Genomic DNA, 20,129 nt, shown 5'->3' on the forward strand with positions numbered 1-20,129 from the left:
TTTTCTTTAGATCCAACGCATTTCGATATATCATATTAGCATCAACCGTCGAGCTAAAGCTTTTTTTGGCAAACTCGGCATTTAACTCAGGTTATAGGCCTCAAGTGGCAAAACAGAAAAAATTAAGTAAAGGCCAATCCCGTAGGATCAAGGCCAATCATCAAAAGCGCTTATCGAATGCCGATAAAAAACCGGCAAAAGTCGGCGCGCAAGAGTGGCAAACAGATAATTTAGGTCAAGTGGAAAATGCGATTGTTATTAGCCGCTTTGGCCAACATGCCGACGTAGAAACCCAAAATGGCGATGTTCTTCGCTGTAATATTCGCCGTACCGTATCGAATTTAGTATGTGGCGATGAGGTATTATTTCGTCGTGCAAAAGTAAGTGAAGGCGATTTAGCGGGTGTTATTGAAGCAACTCAAGAACGTCGTTCACAGTTAACGCGCCCTGATTTTTACGACGGTGTAAAAGTTATTGCCGCGAATATAGACCAAATTTTAATGGTATCAGCAGTATTGCCTGAGTTTACGCCAAGCATTATCGACCGCTATTTAATTGCCTGCGAAGACATGGGCATTGAGCCGATTTTAGTACTTAATAAAATTGATTTAATTGATGAAACTGGTTTAAACGAAATACAACAAATACTCGATATTTACCGTAAACTTAATTACCAGGTGCTGCTAGTTAGTAATATAACCGGCGAAGGCATTAATGAATTAAAAGAAGTACTTGTAGGCAAAAACAATATTTTTGTTGGCCAAAGTGGTGTGGGTAAATCTACCTTAGTTAACACTGTGCTGCCGGATGCTGAAATTTTGACTAAAGAAGTGTCTGAAAACAGCGGTCTAGGCCAGCACACCACCACAGTATCGCGTCTGCATCATTTACCAAGTGGCGGTAACTTAATTGATTCACCGGGTATTCGTGAGTTTGGTTTATGGCATTTAGATGTTGAACGAGTCACTTGGTGCTTTAAAGAATTTAGAGAGTTTATAGGTGGATGCCGTTTTAGAGACTGTAAACACTTAAACGATCCAGGCTGTATAATTCAGCAAGCAGTCGCTGATGGCGATATCTCAAAGTTACGTTTTGAAAGCTATCATCGTATTTTAGAAACCATGGCCGATGGCCGTGCCGGCGCGCGTGCGCCTCGCGTATAATTAGGGAAAAACCTGTGAGTTTAGATAAATTTAAAATCGCCATGCAATATGCTATGCCAAAGCACTTTATTTCTCGTGTAGTAGGTAAGCTTGCAGCTGCAAAAGCGGGCGCATTAACAACAACATTAATTAAATTATTCATTAAACAATACAAAATAAATATGAGTGAGGCTAAATATTCTGATCCAGCTCATTATAAAACTTTTAATGAATTTTTTACCCGTCCGTTAAAAGACGGTGCTCGTCCTATGGTTGAAGATGACGATATTATTATTCACCCTGTTGACGGCGCAATCAGCCAGCTTGGCGATATTGTTGACGGCCAACTAATCCAAGCTAAAGGCCATGATTACAGCTTACAAGCGTTGTTAGGTGGCTCAGAAGACGACACAACACCGTTTTTAGGTGGTAAATTTGCAACTATTTACTTGGCACCAAAAGATTACCACCGTATTCACATGCCAATTGATGGCACGCTAAGCAAAATGATTTATGTACCGGGCGATTTATTTTCGGTAAATCCTCTTACCGCACAAAACGTACCGAACTTATTTGCCCGTAACGAGCGTGTAGTAGCAATTTTTGAAACTGAAATTGGCCCGCTTGCTATGGTCCTTGTAGGCGCAACAATTGTTGCTAGCATAGAAACTATTTGGGCTGGCACAGTCACTCCACCAGCTGGCAGCGATGTGTTTAGCTGGAACTACCCAACTAAAGGCGAAAACGCGATCACCCTTAAGAAAGGGGAAGAAATGGGCCGCTTTAAATTAGGCTCAACAGTTGTGCTTGCATGGGGTGCAGATAAAGCCGATATTTTTGATGATCAACGCCCTGAAACGGTAACTCGTTTAGGCACTGCGTTTGCAAAAATTGATGATTAATAAATAGTACCAGTTGTCAGATCGAAATTAAAAAGCACCGCGTTTATTGTATTGAACGCGGTGTTTTTTTGTAGACGAAGAGCTTGCTCAGGTTAAAAGCGAAGCTGTTCTTTACTCACACTTGCGCACTCTCTACACGCTAAATTTTTAGCCATCTTAAAATGCTGTTGCTTTAAGCTTAATGCGTCAAAGGTTATAAACACACTCCCACCACAATGACCTAACAACATATTAAGAGTTAGCTGTGCCTGCATAGAGCCAATTACACCAAGTAAGGGACTAATAACGCCCGCATTGTCGCAATTAACAACAGGGTTAGCATCATTTTGTGGAAATACGCAGCCATAGCAAGGGCTATCTGTTTGCCTAAAGTCAAAGCCCATTAATTGCCCTTGGGTTGCTAGCGCTGCTGCAGAAATTAGTGGTGTTTTGTTGTTTACGCAAAAACGATTGACGGTGTAACGAGTCGCAAAGTTATCAGAGCAATCAAGTACGATATCGGCGTTACTGAATAGTGCATCACTGTTAGCATCGCTCAACTTTTGCGAGTGAGTCACTATGTTTATTTGATTGTTAAGGCTCGCAAGCACCTTCCCTGCTGCATTTACTTTTTGCTGCCCTAAGTGATTCACTTTATACAGTATTTGCCGCTGTAAATTAGAGAGTTCAACGGTATCGTCATCAATTAATATTAGTGTGCCGATACCAGCAGCTGCTAAATAAAGTAGCGCAGGGCTTCCTAGCCCGCCTGAACCTACCACAGCAACGGTTGCCGCTTTAAGTGTTAACTGCCCCTCAAGCCCCACCTCTTTTAATAATAAGTGGCGGCTATAACGTAGAGTTTCTTTGTCGCTGAGCTGCTGCGTTTGCATGTTAGCAGGCATTCTCATTTATCACCGATTTTAAGGTATTGATTGCCTCTACATAATCATCAGCCTCGGTAATAGCACGTACCACGGCTACACTGCCCACGCCCGTTTTAGCAACCTCTTGCGCCCTATTTAAATCAATTCCACCAATAGCCACAGTAGGATAACTTTGCATTAATGGCACAAATCGAGTTAGTTTTTCAAGCCCTTGTATCTGGCCTGTCATATCTTTGGTGGTAGTAGGGTAAATCGCGCCAAAGGCCATGTAGCTTGGGCGGTAATTATGCGCCCGAAGCATTTCATAAAAGCCATGGGTAGAAAGCCCAAGTCGCAGGCCTGCTTCTTTTATGGCCGCTAAATTTGCGCTCTCTAAGTCTTCTTGTCCTAAATGCACACCATAGGCGCCATGTTTGATTGCCAGCTGCCAGTAATCGTTAATAAACACATGCGCACTGTATTGCTGACCCAGAGCGACCGCGCTTGCGACTAATTGTTCAAGCTCATCTTCGCTTTTATTTTTAGCTCTTAACTGCGCTGTTTTAATACCATTTTGTAAGCATTTTTCTAGCCACTCTACGCTATCGACTACCGCATAAGCGCCAAGCGCTTTGCTTTCACACGCAGCAAAGTCAGCTGCCATATTAAAATCAAGCGGTACATCAAAGTCTAGTTCATCACCCAACCAACTACCCGCTTCAATCACTTGAGGATAGTGCGCTAGGTCAGTCGGAAACGACGTTTGTGCAACAGGGCCGATCCCCTCGCCATAGCGAACTGATTGCTTTAAACCTTGGTTTATATAGGCTTTAGCTAAAATAAATGCATCTTTTAACGGGTAGTCTTTTGCAAGGCATGCAGCAATAACAGACGCCATACTACAGCCAGTGCCATGATTGTGCGGAACCTGAATTTTTTCATTACCCAACCAGTACTCTTCACCACCTTGTGAGCAGTAATCAATACAGTAACCACTTGGGTAATCCCAATGCCCGCCTTTTATAACCACCGCTTTGGCACCCCATGCCATTAGTTTGCTTGCTGCTTCTTTAATTGCTGCGGGGCCAATTAAATACACACCTGTTAATAACTGTGTTTCATGGGTATTAGGGGTAATTACATCCACCAGTGGTAATAGGCATTCTTTAATCGCGCTTACAGTGTCTTCTTCTGTTAGTAAGTCACCGCTTGAAGCAATAGCCACAGGGTCGTACACAATCACCGGCGGGGTTGGCCACTTCGCTTTGTAATGGCTAATATGCTCACTGATCAATTGAATTTGCTGCACGTTAGCTAACATACCAATTTTAATTACTTTGGCTTTCATGTCTTTTTCGAGTGCCAATAACTGCGACTCAATCACATCAGTAGAGACGGCATTAATCGCCTCAACACCTAAACTGTTTTGTGCTGTTAGTGCGGTAATCGCAGTACAACCGTGCACACCAAAGCTTTGCATTGCTTTAATATCAGCTTGAATACCTGCGCCACCGCCGGAGTCTGAGCCCGCAATCGTCCATACTACATTGTTCATAATGACCTACTTCCTAATTTTTTACGTTTGATGCCAAAATGGCATACCCATTGTGGGGGTTGATGGGGCCGCAACGTCTTTTTCTGGCATTGCTTTGGCGTTATAAGCAAAGCGCCCTGCTTCAACCGCTGCTTTAAATGCACGTCCCATGGTAATAGGGCAACCCGCACCCGCTATGGCTGAATTTAATAATACCGCATCATACCCTAATTCTAAGGCTTGGCAGGCATGCGATGGTAAACCTAACCCAGCATCAACAATTAATGTGCTGTTAGGTAAACGCTCCCGTATCGCCTTTAAGTTATAACTATTTAATAATCCCTTACCGGTACCAATTGGCGCGCCCCATGGCATTAGCACCTCGCAGCCTAATTCATCTAAACGTTGGCAAAGCACTAAGTCATCGGTGCAGTAAGGCAGTACTTTAAACCCATCTTTAATTAAAATCTCAGTGGCTTCAAGCAGAGCAAAAGGATCTGGCTGTAAGTTATAGTCATCGCCAATTAATTCCAGCTTTATCCAATCGGTAGCAAATACTTCTCGACACATTTTAGCTAAATTAATGGCCTCTTTAACACTGTGGCATCCTGCTGTGTTAGGTAAAACTTTGAGCCCTGTATTCTTTATAAGTTGCCAAAAATCATCTCCTGCAGCTACGCTTTGCTGGCGACGTAAAGACACAGTAACAATATCCGCTCCTGAAGCATTAATTGCTTTAGTCATCGTCGCGGGAGATGGGTAAAGCGCAGAGCCAATCAGTAATCTACTTGAAAATTGCTCGCCATAAATAGTGATATTATCGGGAGGTAACATAATGGTTACCCTCCTTGAATCGGAGATAACACATCAATGCAATCACCATCATTAAGTGTGTAGTTAGCATGTTGCTCTTGAGGTATAAACTGGCCATTAATGGCTACTGCAAACGGTGCTTTAGCACCATACTCAATTAAACACTGTTTTAGTTCGCTACTTGTTAGGGTGAGCGCTTTACCATTAATTATTATATCCATCATTCCTCACTCTATTCTGGCAACAGCATCAGCAACTAAACTCGGCGCGAGCATGTAGCCATGGCGGTATAATCCATTAATACTAATTACCTGCCCCAGTTGTGTAACTTGTGGGCAGTTATCGCTAAACGCAGGGCGAAGCCCGGTTTGAATATTTAACAGTCGAGCCTCGGCAAAACCGCTGTGCACTGTATAAGCGGCTGAAAGTAACTCCAACGTTGAACGCACCGTTGCCGCTCCGTTATCTTGAGACTCAATTTCGGTGGCACCAATCACATATTCATGATTCGGCTTAGGTGCTATATAAATAGGATAACGCGGATGCATTAACCTCACTGGCCGAGATAAATTAACCTCGGGTGCATAGAGTCTTGCCACTTCCCCGCGCACGCCTCGAAGGGGCTGATCTTGTTTGGCTCCAAGCCCTCTGCAATCAATAATGTAATCAAACTCTCGATTATTCACTTTGTTATCAAAGATGCTGGCGCGCTGATTAAATACAAACTTTACTTTGCGCTTATTTAGCAACCTAAAACTGGCTTTGTAAAAGGCTTGGTTATCTATCTGCGCTTCACCGGGCAAAAATAGGCCTTGGCTAAATCGACCAGCCAGTTCAGGTTCTAGTTGCTCAATTTGCTGTGCATTAATTGCTTGAGCACTAAAATTTAGTAACGGCTTGATTCGCTGTGCAAAGCTTTGTAAGTCGCCTTTATCCTGCGGGTGAGCAATCACTAGGGTACCTTGCTGTTGAAAAAACACCTCGCTATTTAGTTGTTCTAAAATAGCAGGCCAGCGAGTAATAGAATCCACTCCCATTAAAGCCAATTCACGTTCGCACATAACAGACTCAGCTAGGGGGGCTAGCATCGCTGCTGCCACTTTACCGGCACTGTTCTGAGTATGTTCATCATCGGCTTCAAATACGGTAACACGATGTTGCTTACTTAACTCAAGCGCGGCCAATCGCCCGGCTAAACCAAAGCCCACCACAGCAATGTTATAAAACATAAACACTCCTAAATGTAGCTCATAGCCACCAGCTTTCAGCTGTCAGTAAAGCAACTCTTGCCTCTACGCTGCTTACTTTATCGCTGATAGCTGACAGCTAATAACTGAAAGCTGTGCTACAGCGCTTTATGGTAAATCTCTGAGCCTGTTTGCTTAAACTCTTCAGATTTGGCTTTCATCTCGGCCTCAACATCAACCATTTTGATTTCAATGGCATCACCCACGTTATTAGGATCAATACCGTGCGCTTCTAGATCTTTGGCGTAGTCGCGTACTTCTTGGGTTATTTTCATAGAACAAAATTTAGGGCCACACATAGAACAAAAATGCGCCACTTTGCCTGATTCTTGCGGCAGTGTTTCATCATGATATTCACGGGCGCGAACAGGGTCTAAACCAATATTAAACTGGTCATGCCATCTAAATTCAAAGCGCGCTTTTGATAGCGCGTTATCTCGCTCTTGTGCACCTGGGTGACCTTTCGCTAAATCGGCGGCATGAGCGGCAATTTTGTAGGTAATAAGGCCTTCTTTAACGTCTTCTTTATTTGGCAAACCTAAATGCTCTTTAGGTGTTACGTAACACAACATCGCACAGCCATACCAAGCAATCTGCGCTGCACCAATACCCGAGGTTATATGATCATACCCTGGGGCAATATCTGTGGTCAGTGGGCCTAAGGTATAAAATGGCGCTTCGTCGCAATGTTTAAGCTGCTCATCCATATTGGCTTTGATCATATGCATAGGCACATGTCCAGGGCCTTCTATGAACACTTGTACATCGTGTTTCCAGGCTATTTTTGTCAGTTCGCCTAAGGTACGCAGCTCACTAAATTGTGCTTCATCGTTAGCATCCGCAATAGAACCTGGGCGCAGGCCATCACCGAGAGAAAAACACACATCGTATTGTTTTAAAATTTCACAAATATCTTCAAAGTGAGTGTATAAGAAGTTTTCTTTGTGGTGCGCTAAACACCATTTAGCCATAATTGAGCCACCACGTGACACAATACCGGTTACGCGTTTTGCTGTCATTGGCACATAACGCAATAGCACACCAGCATGAATGGTAAAGTAATCAACGCCTTGTTCTGCTTGTTCAATCAGGGTGTCGCGAAATATTTCCCAGGTTAGGTCTTCTGCTACGCCATTGACTTTTTCAAGTGCTTGGTAAATTGGAACAGTACCAATAGGGACTGGCGAATTACGCACCAGCCATTCACGGGTTTCGTGAATGTAACGTCCTGTTGATAAATCCATTACGGTGTCAGCACCCCAGCGGGTTGACCACACCATTTTTTCAACTTCTTCTTCGATAGATGAGCCCACTGATGAATTACCTATATTGGCGTTAACTTTAACTAAAAAGTTACGACCAACAATCATAGGCTCGGTTTCTGGGTGATTAATATTGTTAGGCAAAATAGCGCGTCCACGAGCAATTTCATCGCGAACAAATTCAGGAGTAATAAACTCAGGGATACTCGCGCCAAACGACTCTCCTTTATGCTGCGCAGCTAATAACTCTTCACGTATTTGCGCGCGCCCCATGTTTTCACGTATCGCTACATATTCCATTTCTGGGGTGACTATCCCTTGGCGGGCATAATGCATTTGGGTGACATTTTTACCTGCTTTTGCACGGCGTATTTTTGGAAGGTGTTCAAAGCGAATATGATCTAGCCCATCATCAGCCATACGCTGCTGTGCAAACTGTGAGGTTACCGACTCGAGTACTTCGGTATCATTACGGCTCTCAATCCATTGTTCACGGTATTTATTAAGTCCCTTGCGCACATCCAATTTAAATTCAGGATCGGTATACGGGCCTGATGTATCGTAAACACGCAGTGGTGCATTTGACTCATACACTGGGTTTTGTTCATCACCACCAATAAAAGTATCGCTCAATGTGATTTCACGCATACCCACACGTACATTTTCTTGCGTGCCTTCAACATACACTTTATGAGAACTTGGGAATGGTTGCCCTGTAAGGTTATAAATATAATCTGATGCGGCCGCACGAGTTTCGCGACGGGTGGCTTTATTTGTTGTATTTGACATGACTTACCTCATTGCTAAAGGGTTGTCTTGTCAGATATTCCGCTGAGGAATAGAGAAAGATCGTAAAGTAGCTTTATGCGACTTTGCGGCCTAAAACGGATGTTGCTTTTTTGTGCGCATAAAAAAGACGCACAAGCGTCCTAGTTAGGCAGCTTGTTCCCTACGCAGGTATTAACCTGATCAGGTTCACGGATCCCGCTTTCGCGATCTCAGCCTAAATAAAACTTAGGCACTCCGACAAGTATTTGAATTGTTCGTTGATTTGATAATGTTTTGATCAAATCTGCGATGAGTGTACGTCAGTTGAAAATTCCCTGCAAGGGGCTGTTTTTCAAAACTCAAAAATTATTTTGGGATAAACACAAATTTTTGTTCAGCTTGCATTACCAATGTTTGGTCTTGCATGTTAAGCACTGCACCTTGCTGCAGAGCTTGTAAAAACTGTTGTTCAAACTCATCCAGTTCAGGGCCACATGATTTACGTGTCATACCTAATTTGCTTACGCTCAGGCTACTGTCTTCAAGTGAGCCTTCACCAAAAAACTTATTACATCCGGCAAAGCCGTTTATTTGTAGCGCTTCTATAAAACTCATTGATGCTTTAAAGGACGCGGGAATAGCCAAATCATCAACCTTTGATAATTGCCATTGTGTATATTTTAGCTGCTCAGTGGTAACTGTCCCTGTTGATGCGCAACCAACACATAAACCGATTACGAGCATCGGTATTGCTGCTAATTTCATGTTACTACTAACTTATTGTCTAATTAATGTAATAGTATCAATATTTGTCAGGTTTATCCGTTAAAAATGCATATTTTAAATGTAAATTTTTGTTTAAAAGTTACGCTATTTAGCACTATGCAACGGCGTGGAATAAGTTATCTATCTGTGGTGGTAAAAATGGACGACCTTTCTCATTAACCGATGTACCAATAACTAAGGCATTGAGCATCACTTTTTCATCTTGTTTGCACACTACCGTTTGTTTAAATGCAAACTTAAGACGACTAATACGCACAGGCTCTACCGCCACATAAAACTCATCCCCTGGTAGTAGGGAATGTTTGTAATCCATTTCACTGCGTATCACCACTAAGTTAATTTTATCTTTCGCAAGTTGTGCAAAATCAACGCCGTGTGCGTATAAAAACTCGTGGCGAGCGTGCTCAAGATAATTAAAATAAACACTGTTATTCACAATACCTTGTAAGTCACATTCGTAGTCGCGTACCTTAAAGTCTACTTTAAAGGTCATATTAGTAATCCCAATTATTTAACGTATAATTGCCGCGTTTATAGCACAAGTGTTGAAATAATTGCTACCATACAAGTCCCTAAAATGGAGTTAAGTAACCTAATGAACTTACGTTTGTCTTTAATTACAGCCACGTTATTACCCCTGCTCGCAGCACCTATATATGCTAACGCAGATGACACCGAACTAGAGAAAATCATTGTTACCGGTGACTTTCAGCAAGAAAGCATTCAAACATTAAGCGCCAGTGCCAGCTTATTTTCTGAAAATGAAATGAATCAACGTGGTGCAACGTATTTAGACGAAATGTTAGCCAGTGCAGCCAATGTAAATTTTGCTGCTGGTGCGTCTCGCGGTCGTTATATTCAAATTCGCGGTGTCGGTTTACGCTCGCAATTTGTTGATCCGATAAATCCATCTGTGGGCTTAGTAATTGACGGTATTAATTATTCAGGCTTAGGTGGTAGTTCATTATTGTTTGATATTGACCAAGTAGAAATTTATCGCGGTCCTCAAGGTACACGTTTTGGTGCAGATGGCATGGCGGGCATGATCCAAATGCAATCAGCTAGTGCAACCAGCGATCCTAGCTTAAAATTACATTTAGGCGCTGGCACTTATAACAGCCACGAAGCAGGCCTTGCTGCTAGTACCGGTTTAACAGATGACACCAGTGCCCGCGTTAGCTACTTTCGCAGAAAGTCTGACGGCTACGTAGACAACCTTTATTTAGATAAACCCACTCAAGATCAAGATGAGCAAGTTGCACGCTTTAAATTAAACAGCCAACTCACAGCTCATTTAAATTCAGAACTTAACCTGCATTATATTGATATTAATAACGGCTACGATGCATTTACTCTTGATAATTCTCGCAACAGCCTTGCTGATCAACCAGGCGAAGATAATCAACAAAGTTATGCTATTGGCCTGAATAATACTTACACTGGTTTTGATGCCTTTGATGTCAACTTAAACCTTTCAGCCATTGATACAGAACTTTTTTATAGCTTTGATGAAGACTGGGTGTGTAACGATACTAATAAGCCGCAATTATGTGCCGCCGGTTTACATCCTGATGGTTATAGTTCAACAGATATTTATAGCCGCGATCGTGATGATCAAGCGCTCGATCTGCAATTTACTGGTAAAGCAGGTAACTGGGTTGCGGGTATTTACTATCAAAACCGTGATGTGGATTTAGAGCGTCAATATACGTGGTTAGCCAACCCGTTTGCTTCAACCTATGAAACTAATAACATTGCAGCTTATGGCCAATTAGCCACAGCAATTGGCCCAAAAACTACGCTTATTACTGGTTTACGAGTTGAGCAATATCAAGGAGATTACACCGATAGTAACGGTTTTATTGAAGAAACTGACGATATTATGCTCGGTGGTAAAATTGCACTTGAATACCAAGTTATTGACCGTACCATGATTTACACCAGTATCACCCGCGGTTACAAAGCTGGTGGTATTAATTCAGAAGCGCTAGCAAAAGCAAAAGATGAAGGTTTAAGCTTAGATGCTGATTTTTTCAAACAGCATACCAGCTTTGATCCAGAATACTTGTGGAGTGGTGAGTTTGGCGTTAAAGGTTCATCGCTAGATGACAAGTTTACCCTGCGCTTAGCGGCGTTTTATATGCACCGCGATAATATTCAATTAAAGTCGTGGCAAGTATCAGATCAACAATTTACCGGTTATGTCGCCAATGCCAGCTCTGGCAGCAACTACGGTCTTGAAATTGAAGGCAGCTACTTACTTACTGATAATTTACTCATTAGCGGTAGTGCTGGCTATTTAGATACGAAAATAAACGACTTTGTCACTAAATCGGGCTTAAACCAAGATGGCCGCGAGCAAGCACAAGCGCCTAAATATCAATACGCATTTAGTGCACGCTACAATGTTACTGATGAGCTATATGCTATGTTAGGTGTTGAAGGTAAAGATGATTATTACTTCTCAGACAGCCATAATGCACAAGCTCCAAATACAAACTTAGTAAATGCGAGCCTTGGCTACGAAGCAGAAAACTGGGCTGTTCGTGCATGGGCACGTAATGTGTTTGATGAAACCGTTCCAACTCGCGGTTTTGAATTTGGTAACAACCCGTTAGATGGTTATACAAGTCAAACTTACATTCAACTAGGTGAGCCACGTGTGGCCGGCGTTACGTTTACGCTTAATCTGTAATACAGCGAACCAGTTGTCAGTTCGAGAATAGAAAACACCGCGTTTAATGCAAACGCGGTGTTTTTTATCTGATAGCTGACCGCTAAAAGCAATTAGCTGCTTTAAGCTCTGGCCACATCAAACGCAATCACTTCTTTTATTTTTTGTTTATTGGTTGCTAGCATCACGAGTCTATCAACCCCTAATGCAACCCCCGCACATTGTTCTAAACCATGTTCCAATGCCGCAATTAAACGCGTATCCATAGGAACTTGCTTTAAGCCGTTAGCAGCACGATAGACGTTGTCTTCGTTAAACCTTTTTGCTTGTTCTTTAGCATTAGTGAGCTCATTAAAGCCGTTAGCCAGCTCCATATTTTTATAATACAACTCAAAGCGCCCTGCTACTCGCTCATCGTGTTTACAAATTTGTGCCAGTGCCGCTTGTGATGCCGGAAAGTGATACACAAAACATGGCTTATCTTGTCCTATTGTTGGCTCTACTTTCATACAAAATAATAATTGCAGCAAGGTATCTTTATGAGTCTCGTTTTTAGCAATATCAGCAAAGCCATGTTCGCATGCGAGTTGTTGTAACTGCGTGATAGATACAGTTAATGGATCGACTCCTAACGCGCGTTCAAATGCCTGTTGGTAGGTAACGCGCTCTGCAGGAGCAACCTCAAGAATGAGCTGCATTAGCTCATCTATTTCGTCCATTAAAGCAAATTCGTCAAACCCAGGCCGATACCATTCAAGCATAGTAAATTCAGGATTATGATGACTCCCTGCTTCTTCATTTCTAAATGCCTTACAAAGCTGAAAAATAGCGCCTGAGCCGGCCGCTAACAAGCGTTTCATCGCAAACTCTGGAGATGTTTGCAAAAACAGGGGTAGTCCACCAGCATGGCCTGGGCCCACAAATGTAGTATTAAAGCTGGCTAAATGCACATCGGTTACACTGGCAGCACTTAAACTCGGTGTTTCGACTTCCATTACATTACGCTCATAGAAGAATTCACGAATGCTGCGCATAATTGCTGCGCGTTGCTTAAGTATTTCTATGCTGGCACTCGGCGCCCAAAGATCTGCTGACATATTTTCTCCAAAAAAAATCCCAGCTTAAGCCGGGATTTAATTAATAAGGCGTGTTACTGCTTACTTAACACGGCTCACGTATTCACCATTACGAGTGTCTACTTTAATTACTTCGCCAATTTGTACGAATAATGGAACACGTACTACAGCACCTGTGCTAAGCGTTGCTGGTTTACCACCTGTGCCCGCTGTATCACCTTTAAGGCCCGGATCAGTTTCAGTGATCTCAAGCTCAACAAAGTTTGGTGGAGTTACAGCAATTGGGCTGCCGTTCCATAATGTAATAGTACATACATCGTTTTCAACTAACCATTTTCCAGCATCGCCCAGTGCTTTTTCGTCAGCAGCGATTTGTTCAAATGTTTCATTGTTCATGAAATGCCAAAATTCACCGTCTGTATATAGGTACGCTAAATCGGTATCCATTACATCAGCACCTTCAACCGATTCACCCGATTTAAAGGTTTTTTCAAGTACCTTGCCAGAGATAAGCTTACGGATACGAACACGGTTAAACGCTTGGCCTTTACCCGGTTTTACCATTTCATTTTCTAAGATACTGCAAGGTTCGCCGTCCATCATAATTTTTAGGCCGCCCTTGAACTCGTTGGTGCTATAATTCGCCATCGTTTCCTCTATTTATATTTTTCGAGTAATCTACGTGCCAATGATACAAAGAAATGAAGCAAATTTGCATAAAAACTGGCAAAAAGAATTAGCAAATGTAGTTACCTGCCCAAAAGTGTTGTTAGAAATGGTTGGTTTATCGAGCCAAGTCCATGAAAACGACATAAAAGCTCGTAGCTTGTTTCCTGTTCGTGTGCCATTGCCTTTTATAAAAAAAATTCGTCATGGCGATGCAAATGATCCTTTATTGCTGCAAGTTATGCCTCGCCATCAAGAATTTTTAACTAAGTCGGGGTTTAATAAAGATCCGCTACTTGAGCAAGATAACAATCAACCAGGTCTGTTACATAAATATAAATCACGTGTTTTAGTCATGTTTAAAACTGGTTGTGCGGTAAATTGCCGCTACTGCTTTAGACGCCATTTTCCTTATCAAGAAAACCAGTTAAATAAACGCAGCCTTATTGATGCATTGAGCTATATACAAGCTGATAAAAATATTAACGAAGTGATTTTAAGTGGTGGCGATCCACTAATGGCCAAAGACGATGCTATTAGTTGGTTTTTAGATGAGCTTGAGCAAATACCACAAATAAAACGGATGCGCATACACAGCCGCTTACCTGTTGTGATCCCTGCACGCATTACTGAACAATTATGTGAAAGATTAGCAAAGTCACCACTAAAAATTATATTCGTGAATCATATTAACCATGCTAACGAAATAGATAGTGACTTTAAAAACGCCATGAAAATGCTAAAACAAGCCAATGTACTGTTATTAAATCAGGCGGTTATTTTAAAAGACGTGAACGATACAGTTGATGCGCAAATAAACTTAAGTGAAGCGTTGTTTGATGCAAATGTATTGCCTTATTACTTACACTTACTAGATAAAGTAGAAGGCGCAAGTCATTTTGATATAGATGAGGCACAAGCCATAAAAATAATGGCAGAGCTTTTAGAGGCCCTGCCAGGATTTTTAGTGCCTAAACTAGTAAGAGAAATAGGAGGCCAAAAAAGTAAAACCCCTATTGACCTCAAATTGGTTTAAACATAAACGTTTACATTATTCCCAAGTGTTGCAGTAACCGACTTAGCCGGTGTTTGTGCACTTGAGGTTTGTGTAGCACCTTCAATAAGCGCAAGTGCAGCGGCGCCATCAGCTTGCTGTTGCTTTTTAGATAAAGCAGCAGTTAAAACCTCTGCGCCTTGGCCTGCACCAGGGATTGTAGGTAGATTTCCACCTGATATATTCATAACTCACACCTGACATTTAAATGTAATACACGTATTATAGTCGTTGAATTGGTAAATTACTTTACCAACCCACTTAAGTATTTATCGGCAACATTGCACTAAGCTTTAGGAAAACCATGGATTCTATAATTGAACAACTCAACGCCAACTTAAAAATTGTTTACCGTCAGGCGCTTGATGCTGATAAAAAACTCGATGAGTTACAACAGCAAGGCCACGGAAAATTTAAAGCCTTATTTGCCGAGGACGCTGGATTTAGCTTTGAAGCTAAACGCTTTAAGCCGTACGTTTTAGACGTTGCCGCTGATGTAGAAAGCTTATCAAGCGACGGTTTAGACGAGGAAAAGCTAAAACAAGCAGTTATTAAACTACAAAACTTATTAACCTTGTTAGCGACCTTTAAATAAAAATGAGCGACTGCTTTGCAAAGCGTCTACCAAAAGTAGATGCTTTGCATTATTAGCTTTAGCTTACTTGATACGCGGTAAAATTTGTTCACCAAACCACTCTGTTAATAAGCGTTTTTCGTAGTAAAATGCTTCATCTCGACCCATTTTAATTTTATCCATAAAACCCATATCTTTTAAGCTTACGTTATCTTCTTGTGCAACAACGCCACTTTCATCACTAAGCACATAATTAAATTCAATGCGTGGAAAGTGAATAGGTTTTACCACTCGGATTTCGTTAACACCGCCATAGCGTACGTCTCCGGCTAAATCTAAATCGGTGACTTCAATTTTTAAACTGTAGTTTTTAGGAAGTTGCTCGCTGAGCTTTGCAAAGTGTTCATCAATACTTTTGGCTATTTGCTTATGGTATGAGCCTTTAGTTTGGTTTGATGGGCGTACATCGCGATAATCATTAAAGTCATGCCATTTCACTTGAGCCTCACCCGCGCAAACAACACTCGGTAGTGCAATACACATCAACATTGCTATTTTTTTAACTAAGTTCATACGTTTCTCCAACGAGTATTTTGATCATTGTGATCAATTGAATATTTTACAAATCGCTATACATCACTTTAGCAATTACATATGAACTATAACTTAATCTTTACGCTGAGGTGTTATTAAAATTGCACAAAATGTAATCGAAAGTACGGTTTACGATCATACTATTACAAAGCAAATAAAATAATACATGTAAAAACTCATTATTTATGGTGAAATTAGGGTAATTGAACAGAGGTTTCCAAGGAGCATTCATGGCAATTTTAGTAACCGGTGGCGCAGGCTATATTGGCTCACACACCGTTTTAGAACTTTTACAGCAAGGCAGCGACGTTATCGTTATCGATAACTTAAGTAACTCCTCTGAAGAGTCACTTGAGAGAGTGAAAAAAATAACCGGTAAAGCAATTACTTTTTATCAAGGTGATATTTTAGATAAATCCTTTTTAGACTCAGTATTTGCAAAACATAACATTGATAGTGTAATTCATTTTGCAGGTTTAAAAGCGGTTGGTGAGTCGGTAGCCAAACCAATCGCGTATTATCAAAATAACGTACAAGGCACATTAACACTAGTTGATGCTATGCGTGACGCGGGTGTGTTTAAACTGGTATTTAGCTCATCTGCAACAGTTTATGGTGACCCTGCAAGCTTACCAATACGCGAAGACTTCCCCGTTGGCGGTACAACTAACCCATATGGTACGTCTAAACTAATGGTTGAAATGATGCTGCAAGATATCGCTAAATCAGATGAGCGCTTTGCGTTTGCTATTTTGCGCTACTTTAATCCTGTTGGTGCACATGAGTCAGGTTTAATTGGTGAAGATCCTAATGGCATTCCTAATAATTTACTGCCTTTCATTTCACAAGTTGCGGTTGGTAAATTAAAGCAGCTCGCTATATTTGGCGATGATTACGACACGGTAGATGGTACTGGCGTTCGCGATTACATTCACGTTGTAGATTTAGCCTTAGGGCATTTAAAAGCGCTTGATAAAATAGCCGCAGAAACCGGCGCACTTATTTATAACCTTGGTACCGGTAACGGCTATTCAGTATTACAAATGGTCAATGCGTTTATTAAGGCTAGCGACCAAGCTATCCCTTATGCGGTGTCACCTCGTCGCCCTGGTGATATTGCAGCCTGTTATGCTGCGCCAGAAAAAGCGCTTAGTGAACTAGGCTGGCAAGCCGAGCGTGGTATTGATGTCATGATGCAAGATACTTGGCGCTGGCAGTCAAATAATCCAAATGGATATAAGTCATAAAGGCTTCTTTAAGTTATCAGCTTAAAATTAAAACACCGCATTTAAATTAAATGCGGTGTTTTAATGTTGTACTTACCAATTTTGCATTTCTACAATCCGTGACTGGGTTCGCGCATATTCAAAACTTAATTTTTTACCTTGGTATAACTCGTTAATGTCGGCCTGTGCATTAATAACCAGTAATTTATGGCAATCATAAAACTCATCGACTAAGGCAATAAAACGCCTAGCTTCATCATCGAGCGTATGCTCATCTAACTGCTGCTTTTCGCGCTGATAGCTATCTTCTATACCATGTACAATAACTTTACCAGTTGCCTCTTTTCCCATTATTGGCACATTCGCGATGTATAGTACCGAAAACTGTTCTGCTAAAAACATATAGTCATTGGCGCTACGAGGGCCTGAGCACAATGCCATAAAATCAATCAGTAAAGCATCGTCAGTTTTTAATAAATAAGGAAGCACTCGGCCATGCACAGTTATTGTATTATTACGCATTGCTTGAGGGTGTGCGGATAAAAACCCAGCCTCAAATTCAACACCGGGCAAGTTAATAAAATAATGACGACTACTTCTGCCGTACCTGAAGCGGTGGTCTTCCTCCCCCGCTACGTTAATTACACGACAATGTTCATTTATTAAATCGATAGTTGGTAAAAATCGCGCGCGTTGCAGACCGTTGTAATAAAGTTGCTCCGGTTTTGCGTTAGAGGTTGCTACTAGCACCACGCCTTGTTCAAATAAAGCGTTAAATAACCGAGCCATGATCATGGCGTCACCAATATCACTAACAAAAAACTCATCAAAGCACAGCACTTTTATCTTTTTGGCCCACTGTTTAGCAATTATTTGCAGCGGATTTTTATCCCCTTGTAACTTGGCCAATTGAGCATGAACTTTTTCGATAAAATGATGAAAGTGCAGGCGCTGCTTTTTCTCTGTGGGTAAGTTTTCATAAAATAAGTCCATCAACATAGATTTACCTCTACCAACCGGGCCATATAAATATATTCCCCTTATTGAAGGTGCTTTTTGCCACCAGCTTGCAGGCTGATTTAATTGCTCACTTAAAGACTGTAACGCACTCACGGCTTGGTGTTGCGCCGCATCGAAATCAAGCTCTCCTGATGAAACCTTGCTATGGTACAGGCTTAAAATTTCTGTACTGGGCTCTGTCATGGTATTTCACTATCCGCTATACTCGCGGCCATTGTAGCCGACTAAAAATGTGAACAACATGAAATTTCCTTGCCGTTTAGATAAATTTATTAGCCATTTAGCAGAGTTACCACGCTCAAAAGCCCGCGCAGCAATAAAAAGCCAAGCGGCTAGCGTTAATGGCGAGGTGATCACGGCATTCGACTTTCAAGTTACTCAGCAAGATGACGTGTTATTTCATGATCAGCCATTAGTGTTTTTAGGTAAACGCTACTTTATGCTCAATAAGCCGGTAGGTTATGTATGCGCTAATTCAGATGAGTTACACAAAACCGTATTTGATTTGCTTGATGAGCCAAACATGGCCGACTTTCACATTGCCGGGCGTTTAGACATAGACACCACAGGCCTAGTGCTTATTACTAATGATGGCGACTGGTCACACAAAATTACCTCGCCTAAAAAGAATAAATTTAAAACCTACTTGGTTGAAACTCAAGAGCCGATTACCGATGATGCACTGCAGCAATTACGCGACGGTGTGCAGCTTCACAATGAAAAAGATTTAACTCGCCCTGCTATTGCTGAGCGCTTAGGGAATTATGGTTTACGCTTGTCTATTTCTGAGGGGAAGTATCACCAAGTAAAACGTATGCTAGCAGCGGTAGATAACAAAGTAGTTGAACTACATCGTGAACAAATTGCGGGTATAAAGTTAGGTGAAGATTTGGCTGCAGGTGAATACCGCCCATTAACTGCCGCAGAGATAAAACTGTGAGGTTGTTTAGGTGTTAGGAAATGGTTCACGAGGTTCGGGCTGTTCACCTGCCGTTATAGGCTCGATGCTCGTTGCCTTCTATAATCTTGCCTAATCTCTGTTCTTACGATTTAATCTGCACTAAATCAAAGTCTGTCATCCCAGGTACAATCGCTTGCAGCCGAGACTCAGTAATATCTAGAGAGTTTAAACATTCACAATATTCAGAGGCTTTAAGTTCTAATTGATGGGCTTTTTTCTGTAACGACTTATCGATTTCTTTGGTGATGATATCCATGCGTTGCCCCATGTCGTTCATGCGGTCTTCTATATTGCCTTCTCGAGATTTAAACGCATCCCCAAGCGACATTAAAATAGCACCCAAAGAGCCATGTACTGCGGAGTGTATTTTTTGACTAATTTCTTTAGTAAAAAAATCATCAATTTGGGAAAGCGATTGAGGCGCTATAAAAAAGAAATCGTCGCCACGTTTAAACTTATCCATAAGTGCGCGTTCTACATATTGTAATTGCGTTTTTAGCACTTCGGGTTCTTTATCTGACATGCCCTCAACAACATGCTCAATAGCACTGAGTCCTAGGTTAACGCCATCGGTTGCTAAATCAACCAACTCAGGAACTGTTTGACGAATACCATTGCTAAATTGTTCTAGCACTTTGCTTTCGTCGGTGCTTAAGTCGACCCAGTAGCCTCGAATAAACAATTGATTATTATTGTTAATTTGCACCCTGGTTTGGCCTTTATCAACAATACGGATCACATCATCGGTAATAATTAAACCATGACGAAGTTCAACATCACATTGTTTTTGTGCGATTGCATTGGAGCTTAAAAGTGCCATTGATAACGCCAATATCGAACGAGATAAAAACGCCATAAACACCTCAAAAAGACTAAAATAGGGGGTGGCTAGATTAACAAAAAACCAACTTTATGCAAGCAAAAGTAACAGCCTAAAAACAAGGCACCATGAAACGTAACGTTTACACAGCGCCTTTATTCTCTG

Annotated in this window: 21 protein-coding genes and 1 riboswitch; of the genes, 7 read left to right on the plus strand and 14 right to left on the minus strand. The window is 41.6% G+C overall.

From position 1 onward, the window contains the following. Positions 1-104 precede the first annotated feature (104 nt). Together rsgA and asd are read left to right on the plus strand one after the other, a co-directional pair. Positions 105-1,163 carry a small ribosomal subunit biogenesis GTPase RsgA gene (gene rsgA, locus DK924_RS13380; RefSeq protein WP_055012291.1) on the plus strand — a complete coding sequence of 353 codons (1,059 nt, stop codon included), beginning with the start codon at positions 105-107 and terminating at the stop codon, positions 1,161-1,163. 14 nt (positions 1,164-1,177) lie between these two features. Beyond that, the gene (gene asd, locus DK924_RS13385) at positions 1,178-2,044 is read left to right on the plus strand and encodes an archaetidylserine decarboxylase (RefSeq protein ID WP_008115486.1); all 867 of its coding nucleotides are present in this window, start codon (positions 1,178-1,180) and stop codon (positions 2,042-2,044) included. 92 nt (positions 2,045-2,136) lie between these two features. Here the strand turns inward: asd and DK924_RS13390 are convergent, their stop codons facing one another. The 8 genes from DK924_RS13390 to DK924_RS13425 form a co-directional block, all read right to left on the minus strand. Continuing rightward, positions 2,137-2,934, minus strand: a complete 798-nt coding sequence (locus DK924_RS13390) for a HesA/MoeB/ThiF family protein (RefSeq protein WP_109875420.1) — start codon at positions 2,932-2,934, stop codon at positions 2,137-2,139. Beyond that, a complete protein-coding gene (gene thiE, locus DK924_RS13395) occupies positions 2,918-4,444 on the minus strand; it encodes a thiamine phosphate synthase (RefSeq protein ID WP_109875421.1) in 1,527 nt (508 codons plus the stop codon). Before thiE ends, DK924_RS13390 begins: the two co-directional genes overlap by 17 nt. 21 nt (positions 4,445-4,465) lie before the next feature. Further along, on the minus strand, positions 4,466-5,257 hold the full coding sequence (locus DK924_RS13400) for a thiazole synthase (protein ID WP_109875422.1): 792 nt from the start codon (positions 5,255-5,257) through the stop codon (positions 4,466-4,468). Between the two features lie 5 nt (positions 5,258-5,262). Further along, a complete protein-coding gene (gene thiS, locus DK924_RS13405; RefSeq protein WP_055012234.1) occupies positions 5,263-5,457 on the minus strand; it encodes a sulfur carrier protein ThiS in 195 nt (64 codons plus the stop codon). A gap of 6 nt (positions 5,458-5,463) precedes the next feature. Beyond that, positions 5,464-6,465, minus strand: a complete 1,002-nt coding sequence (locus DK924_RS13410) for an FAD-dependent oxidoreductase (RefSeq protein ID WP_109875423.1) — start codon at positions 6,463-6,465, stop codon at positions 5,464-5,466. 116 nt (positions 6,466-6,581) lie between these two features. Continuing rightward, positions 6,582-8,534 (minus strand): phosphomethylpyrimidine synthase ThiC, encoded by a 1,953-nt coding sequence (gene thiC / locus DK924_RS13415; RefSeq protein WP_109875424.1) that lies wholly within the window; start codon positions 8,532-8,534, stop codon positions 6,582-6,584. A 140-nt stretch (positions 8,535-8,674) separates the two neighbouring features. Beyond that, positions 8,675-8,781, minus strand: a riboswitch (TPP riboswitch). 98 nt (positions 8,782-8,879) lie between these two features. After that, a complete protein-coding gene (locus DK924_RS13420; RefSeq protein WP_010390523.1) occupies positions 8,880-9,278 on the minus strand; it encodes an META domain-containing protein in 399 nt (132 codons plus the stop codon). Positions 9,279-9,393: 115 nt separating this feature from the next. Next, positions 9,394-9,792 carry a thioesterase family protein gene (locus tag DK924_RS13425; RefSeq protein ID WP_109875425.1) on the minus strand — a complete coding sequence of 133 codons (399 nt, stop codon included), beginning with the start codon at positions 9,790-9,792 and terminating at the stop codon, positions 9,394-9,396. A gap of 102 nt (positions 9,793-9,894) precedes the next feature. Between DK924_RS13425 and DK924_RS13430 the strand changes: the two genes are divergently transcribed. Next, on the plus strand, positions 9,895-11,994 hold the full coding sequence (locus tag DK924_RS13430; RefSeq protein WP_109875426.1) for a TonB-dependent receptor: 2,100 nt from the start codon (positions 9,895-9,897) through the stop codon (positions 11,992-11,994). Between the two features lie 101 nt (positions 11,995-12,095). On the opposite strand, the gene epmA is transcribed toward DK924_RS13430, so the two are convergent. Both epmA and efp read right to left on the minus strand, forming a co-directional pair. Continuing rightward, positions 12,096-13,070 carry an elongation factor P--(R)-beta-lysine ligase gene (epmA, locus tag DK924_RS13435; protein WP_109875427.1) on the minus strand — a complete coding sequence of 325 codons (975 nt, stop codon included), beginning with the start codon at positions 13,068-13,070 and terminating at the stop codon, positions 12,096-12,098. Positions 13,071-13,130: 60 nt separating this feature from the next. Continuing rightward, a complete protein-coding gene (efp, locus tag DK924_RS13440) occupies positions 13,131-13,697 on the minus strand; it encodes an elongation factor P (RefSeq protein WP_010390517.1) in 567 nt (188 codons plus the stop codon). 40 nt (positions 13,698-13,737) lie between these two features. Here efp and epmB point away from each other — a divergent pair, with 40 nt between their 5' ends. Beyond that, on the plus strand, positions 13,738-14,751 hold the full coding sequence (gene epmB / locus DK924_RS13445) for an EF-P beta-lysylation protein EpmB (RefSeq protein ID WP_109875428.1): 1,014 nt from the start codon (positions 13,738-13,740) through the stop codon (positions 14,749-14,751). Here epmB and DK924_RS13450 read toward each other — a convergent pair. Continuing rightward, a complete protein-coding gene (locus DK924_RS13450) occupies positions 14,748-14,957 on the minus strand; it encodes a hypothetical protein (protein ID WP_013463951.1) in 210 nt (69 codons plus the stop codon). The genes epmB and DK924_RS13450 overlap by 4 nt on opposite strands. A 116-nt stretch (positions 14,958-15,073) precedes the next feature. Between DK924_RS13450 and DK924_RS13455 the strand changes: the two genes are divergently transcribed. Beyond that, positions 15,074-15,364, plus strand: coding sequence for a hypothetical protein (locus DK924_RS13455; protein ID WP_010390514.1), 291 nt, complete (start codon positions 15,074-15,076; stop codon positions 15,362-15,364). A gap of 63 nt (positions 15,365-15,427) precedes the next feature. On the opposite strand, the gene DK924_RS13460 is transcribed toward DK924_RS13455, so the two are convergent. After that, the gene (locus DK924_RS13460) at positions 15,428-15,916 is read right to left on the minus strand and encodes a DUF3016 domain-containing protein (RefSeq protein ID WP_010390512.1); all 489 of its coding nucleotides are present in this window, start codon (positions 15,914-15,916) and stop codon (positions 15,428-15,430) included. A gap of 251 nt (positions 15,917-16,167) precedes the next feature. Here DK924_RS13460 and galE point away from each other — a divergent pair, with 251 nt between their 5' ends. Then, positions 16,168-17,184: a UDP-glucose 4-epimerase GalE gene (gene galE / locus DK924_RS13465; RefSeq protein WP_054202507.1), complete on the plus strand. Its 1,017-nt coding sequence runs from the start codon at positions 16,168-16,170 to the stop codon at positions 17,182-17,184. A gap of 72 nt (positions 17,185-17,256) precedes the next feature. On the opposite strand, the gene zapE is transcribed toward galE, so the two are convergent. Then, positions 17,257-18,366 carry a cell division protein ZapE gene (gene zapE, locus DK924_RS13470; protein ID WP_109875429.1) on the minus strand — a complete coding sequence of 370 codons (1,110 nt, stop codon included), beginning with the start codon at positions 18,364-18,366 and terminating at the stop codon, positions 17,257-17,259. 58 nt (positions 18,367-18,424) lie between these two features. On the opposite strand from zapE, the gene rsuA reads away from it, so the two are divergent. Beyond that, positions 18,425-19,123, plus strand: coding sequence for a 16S rRNA pseudouridine(516) synthase RsuA (gene rsuA, locus DK924_RS13475; RefSeq protein WP_010390509.1), 699 nt, complete (start codon positions 18,425-18,427; stop codon positions 19,121-19,123). Positions 19,124-19,226: 103 nt separating this feature from the next. On the opposite strand, the gene DK924_RS13480 is transcribed toward rsuA, so the two are convergent. Then, positions 19,227-20,000 carry a YggN family protein gene (locus DK924_RS13480; RefSeq protein ID WP_010390508.1) on the minus strand — a complete coding sequence of 258 codons (774 nt, stop codon included), beginning with the start codon at positions 19,998-20,000 and terminating at the stop codon, positions 19,227-19,229. Between the last annotated feature and the right edge of the window lie 129 nt (positions 20,001-20,129).

Origin of the sequence: Pseudoalteromonas sp. meg-B1 (assembly GCF_003173795.1) — a bacterium.
GTDB lineage: Bacteria > Pseudomonadota > Gammaproteobacteria > Enterobacterales > Alteromonadaceae > Pseudoalteromonas > Pseudoalteromonas undina.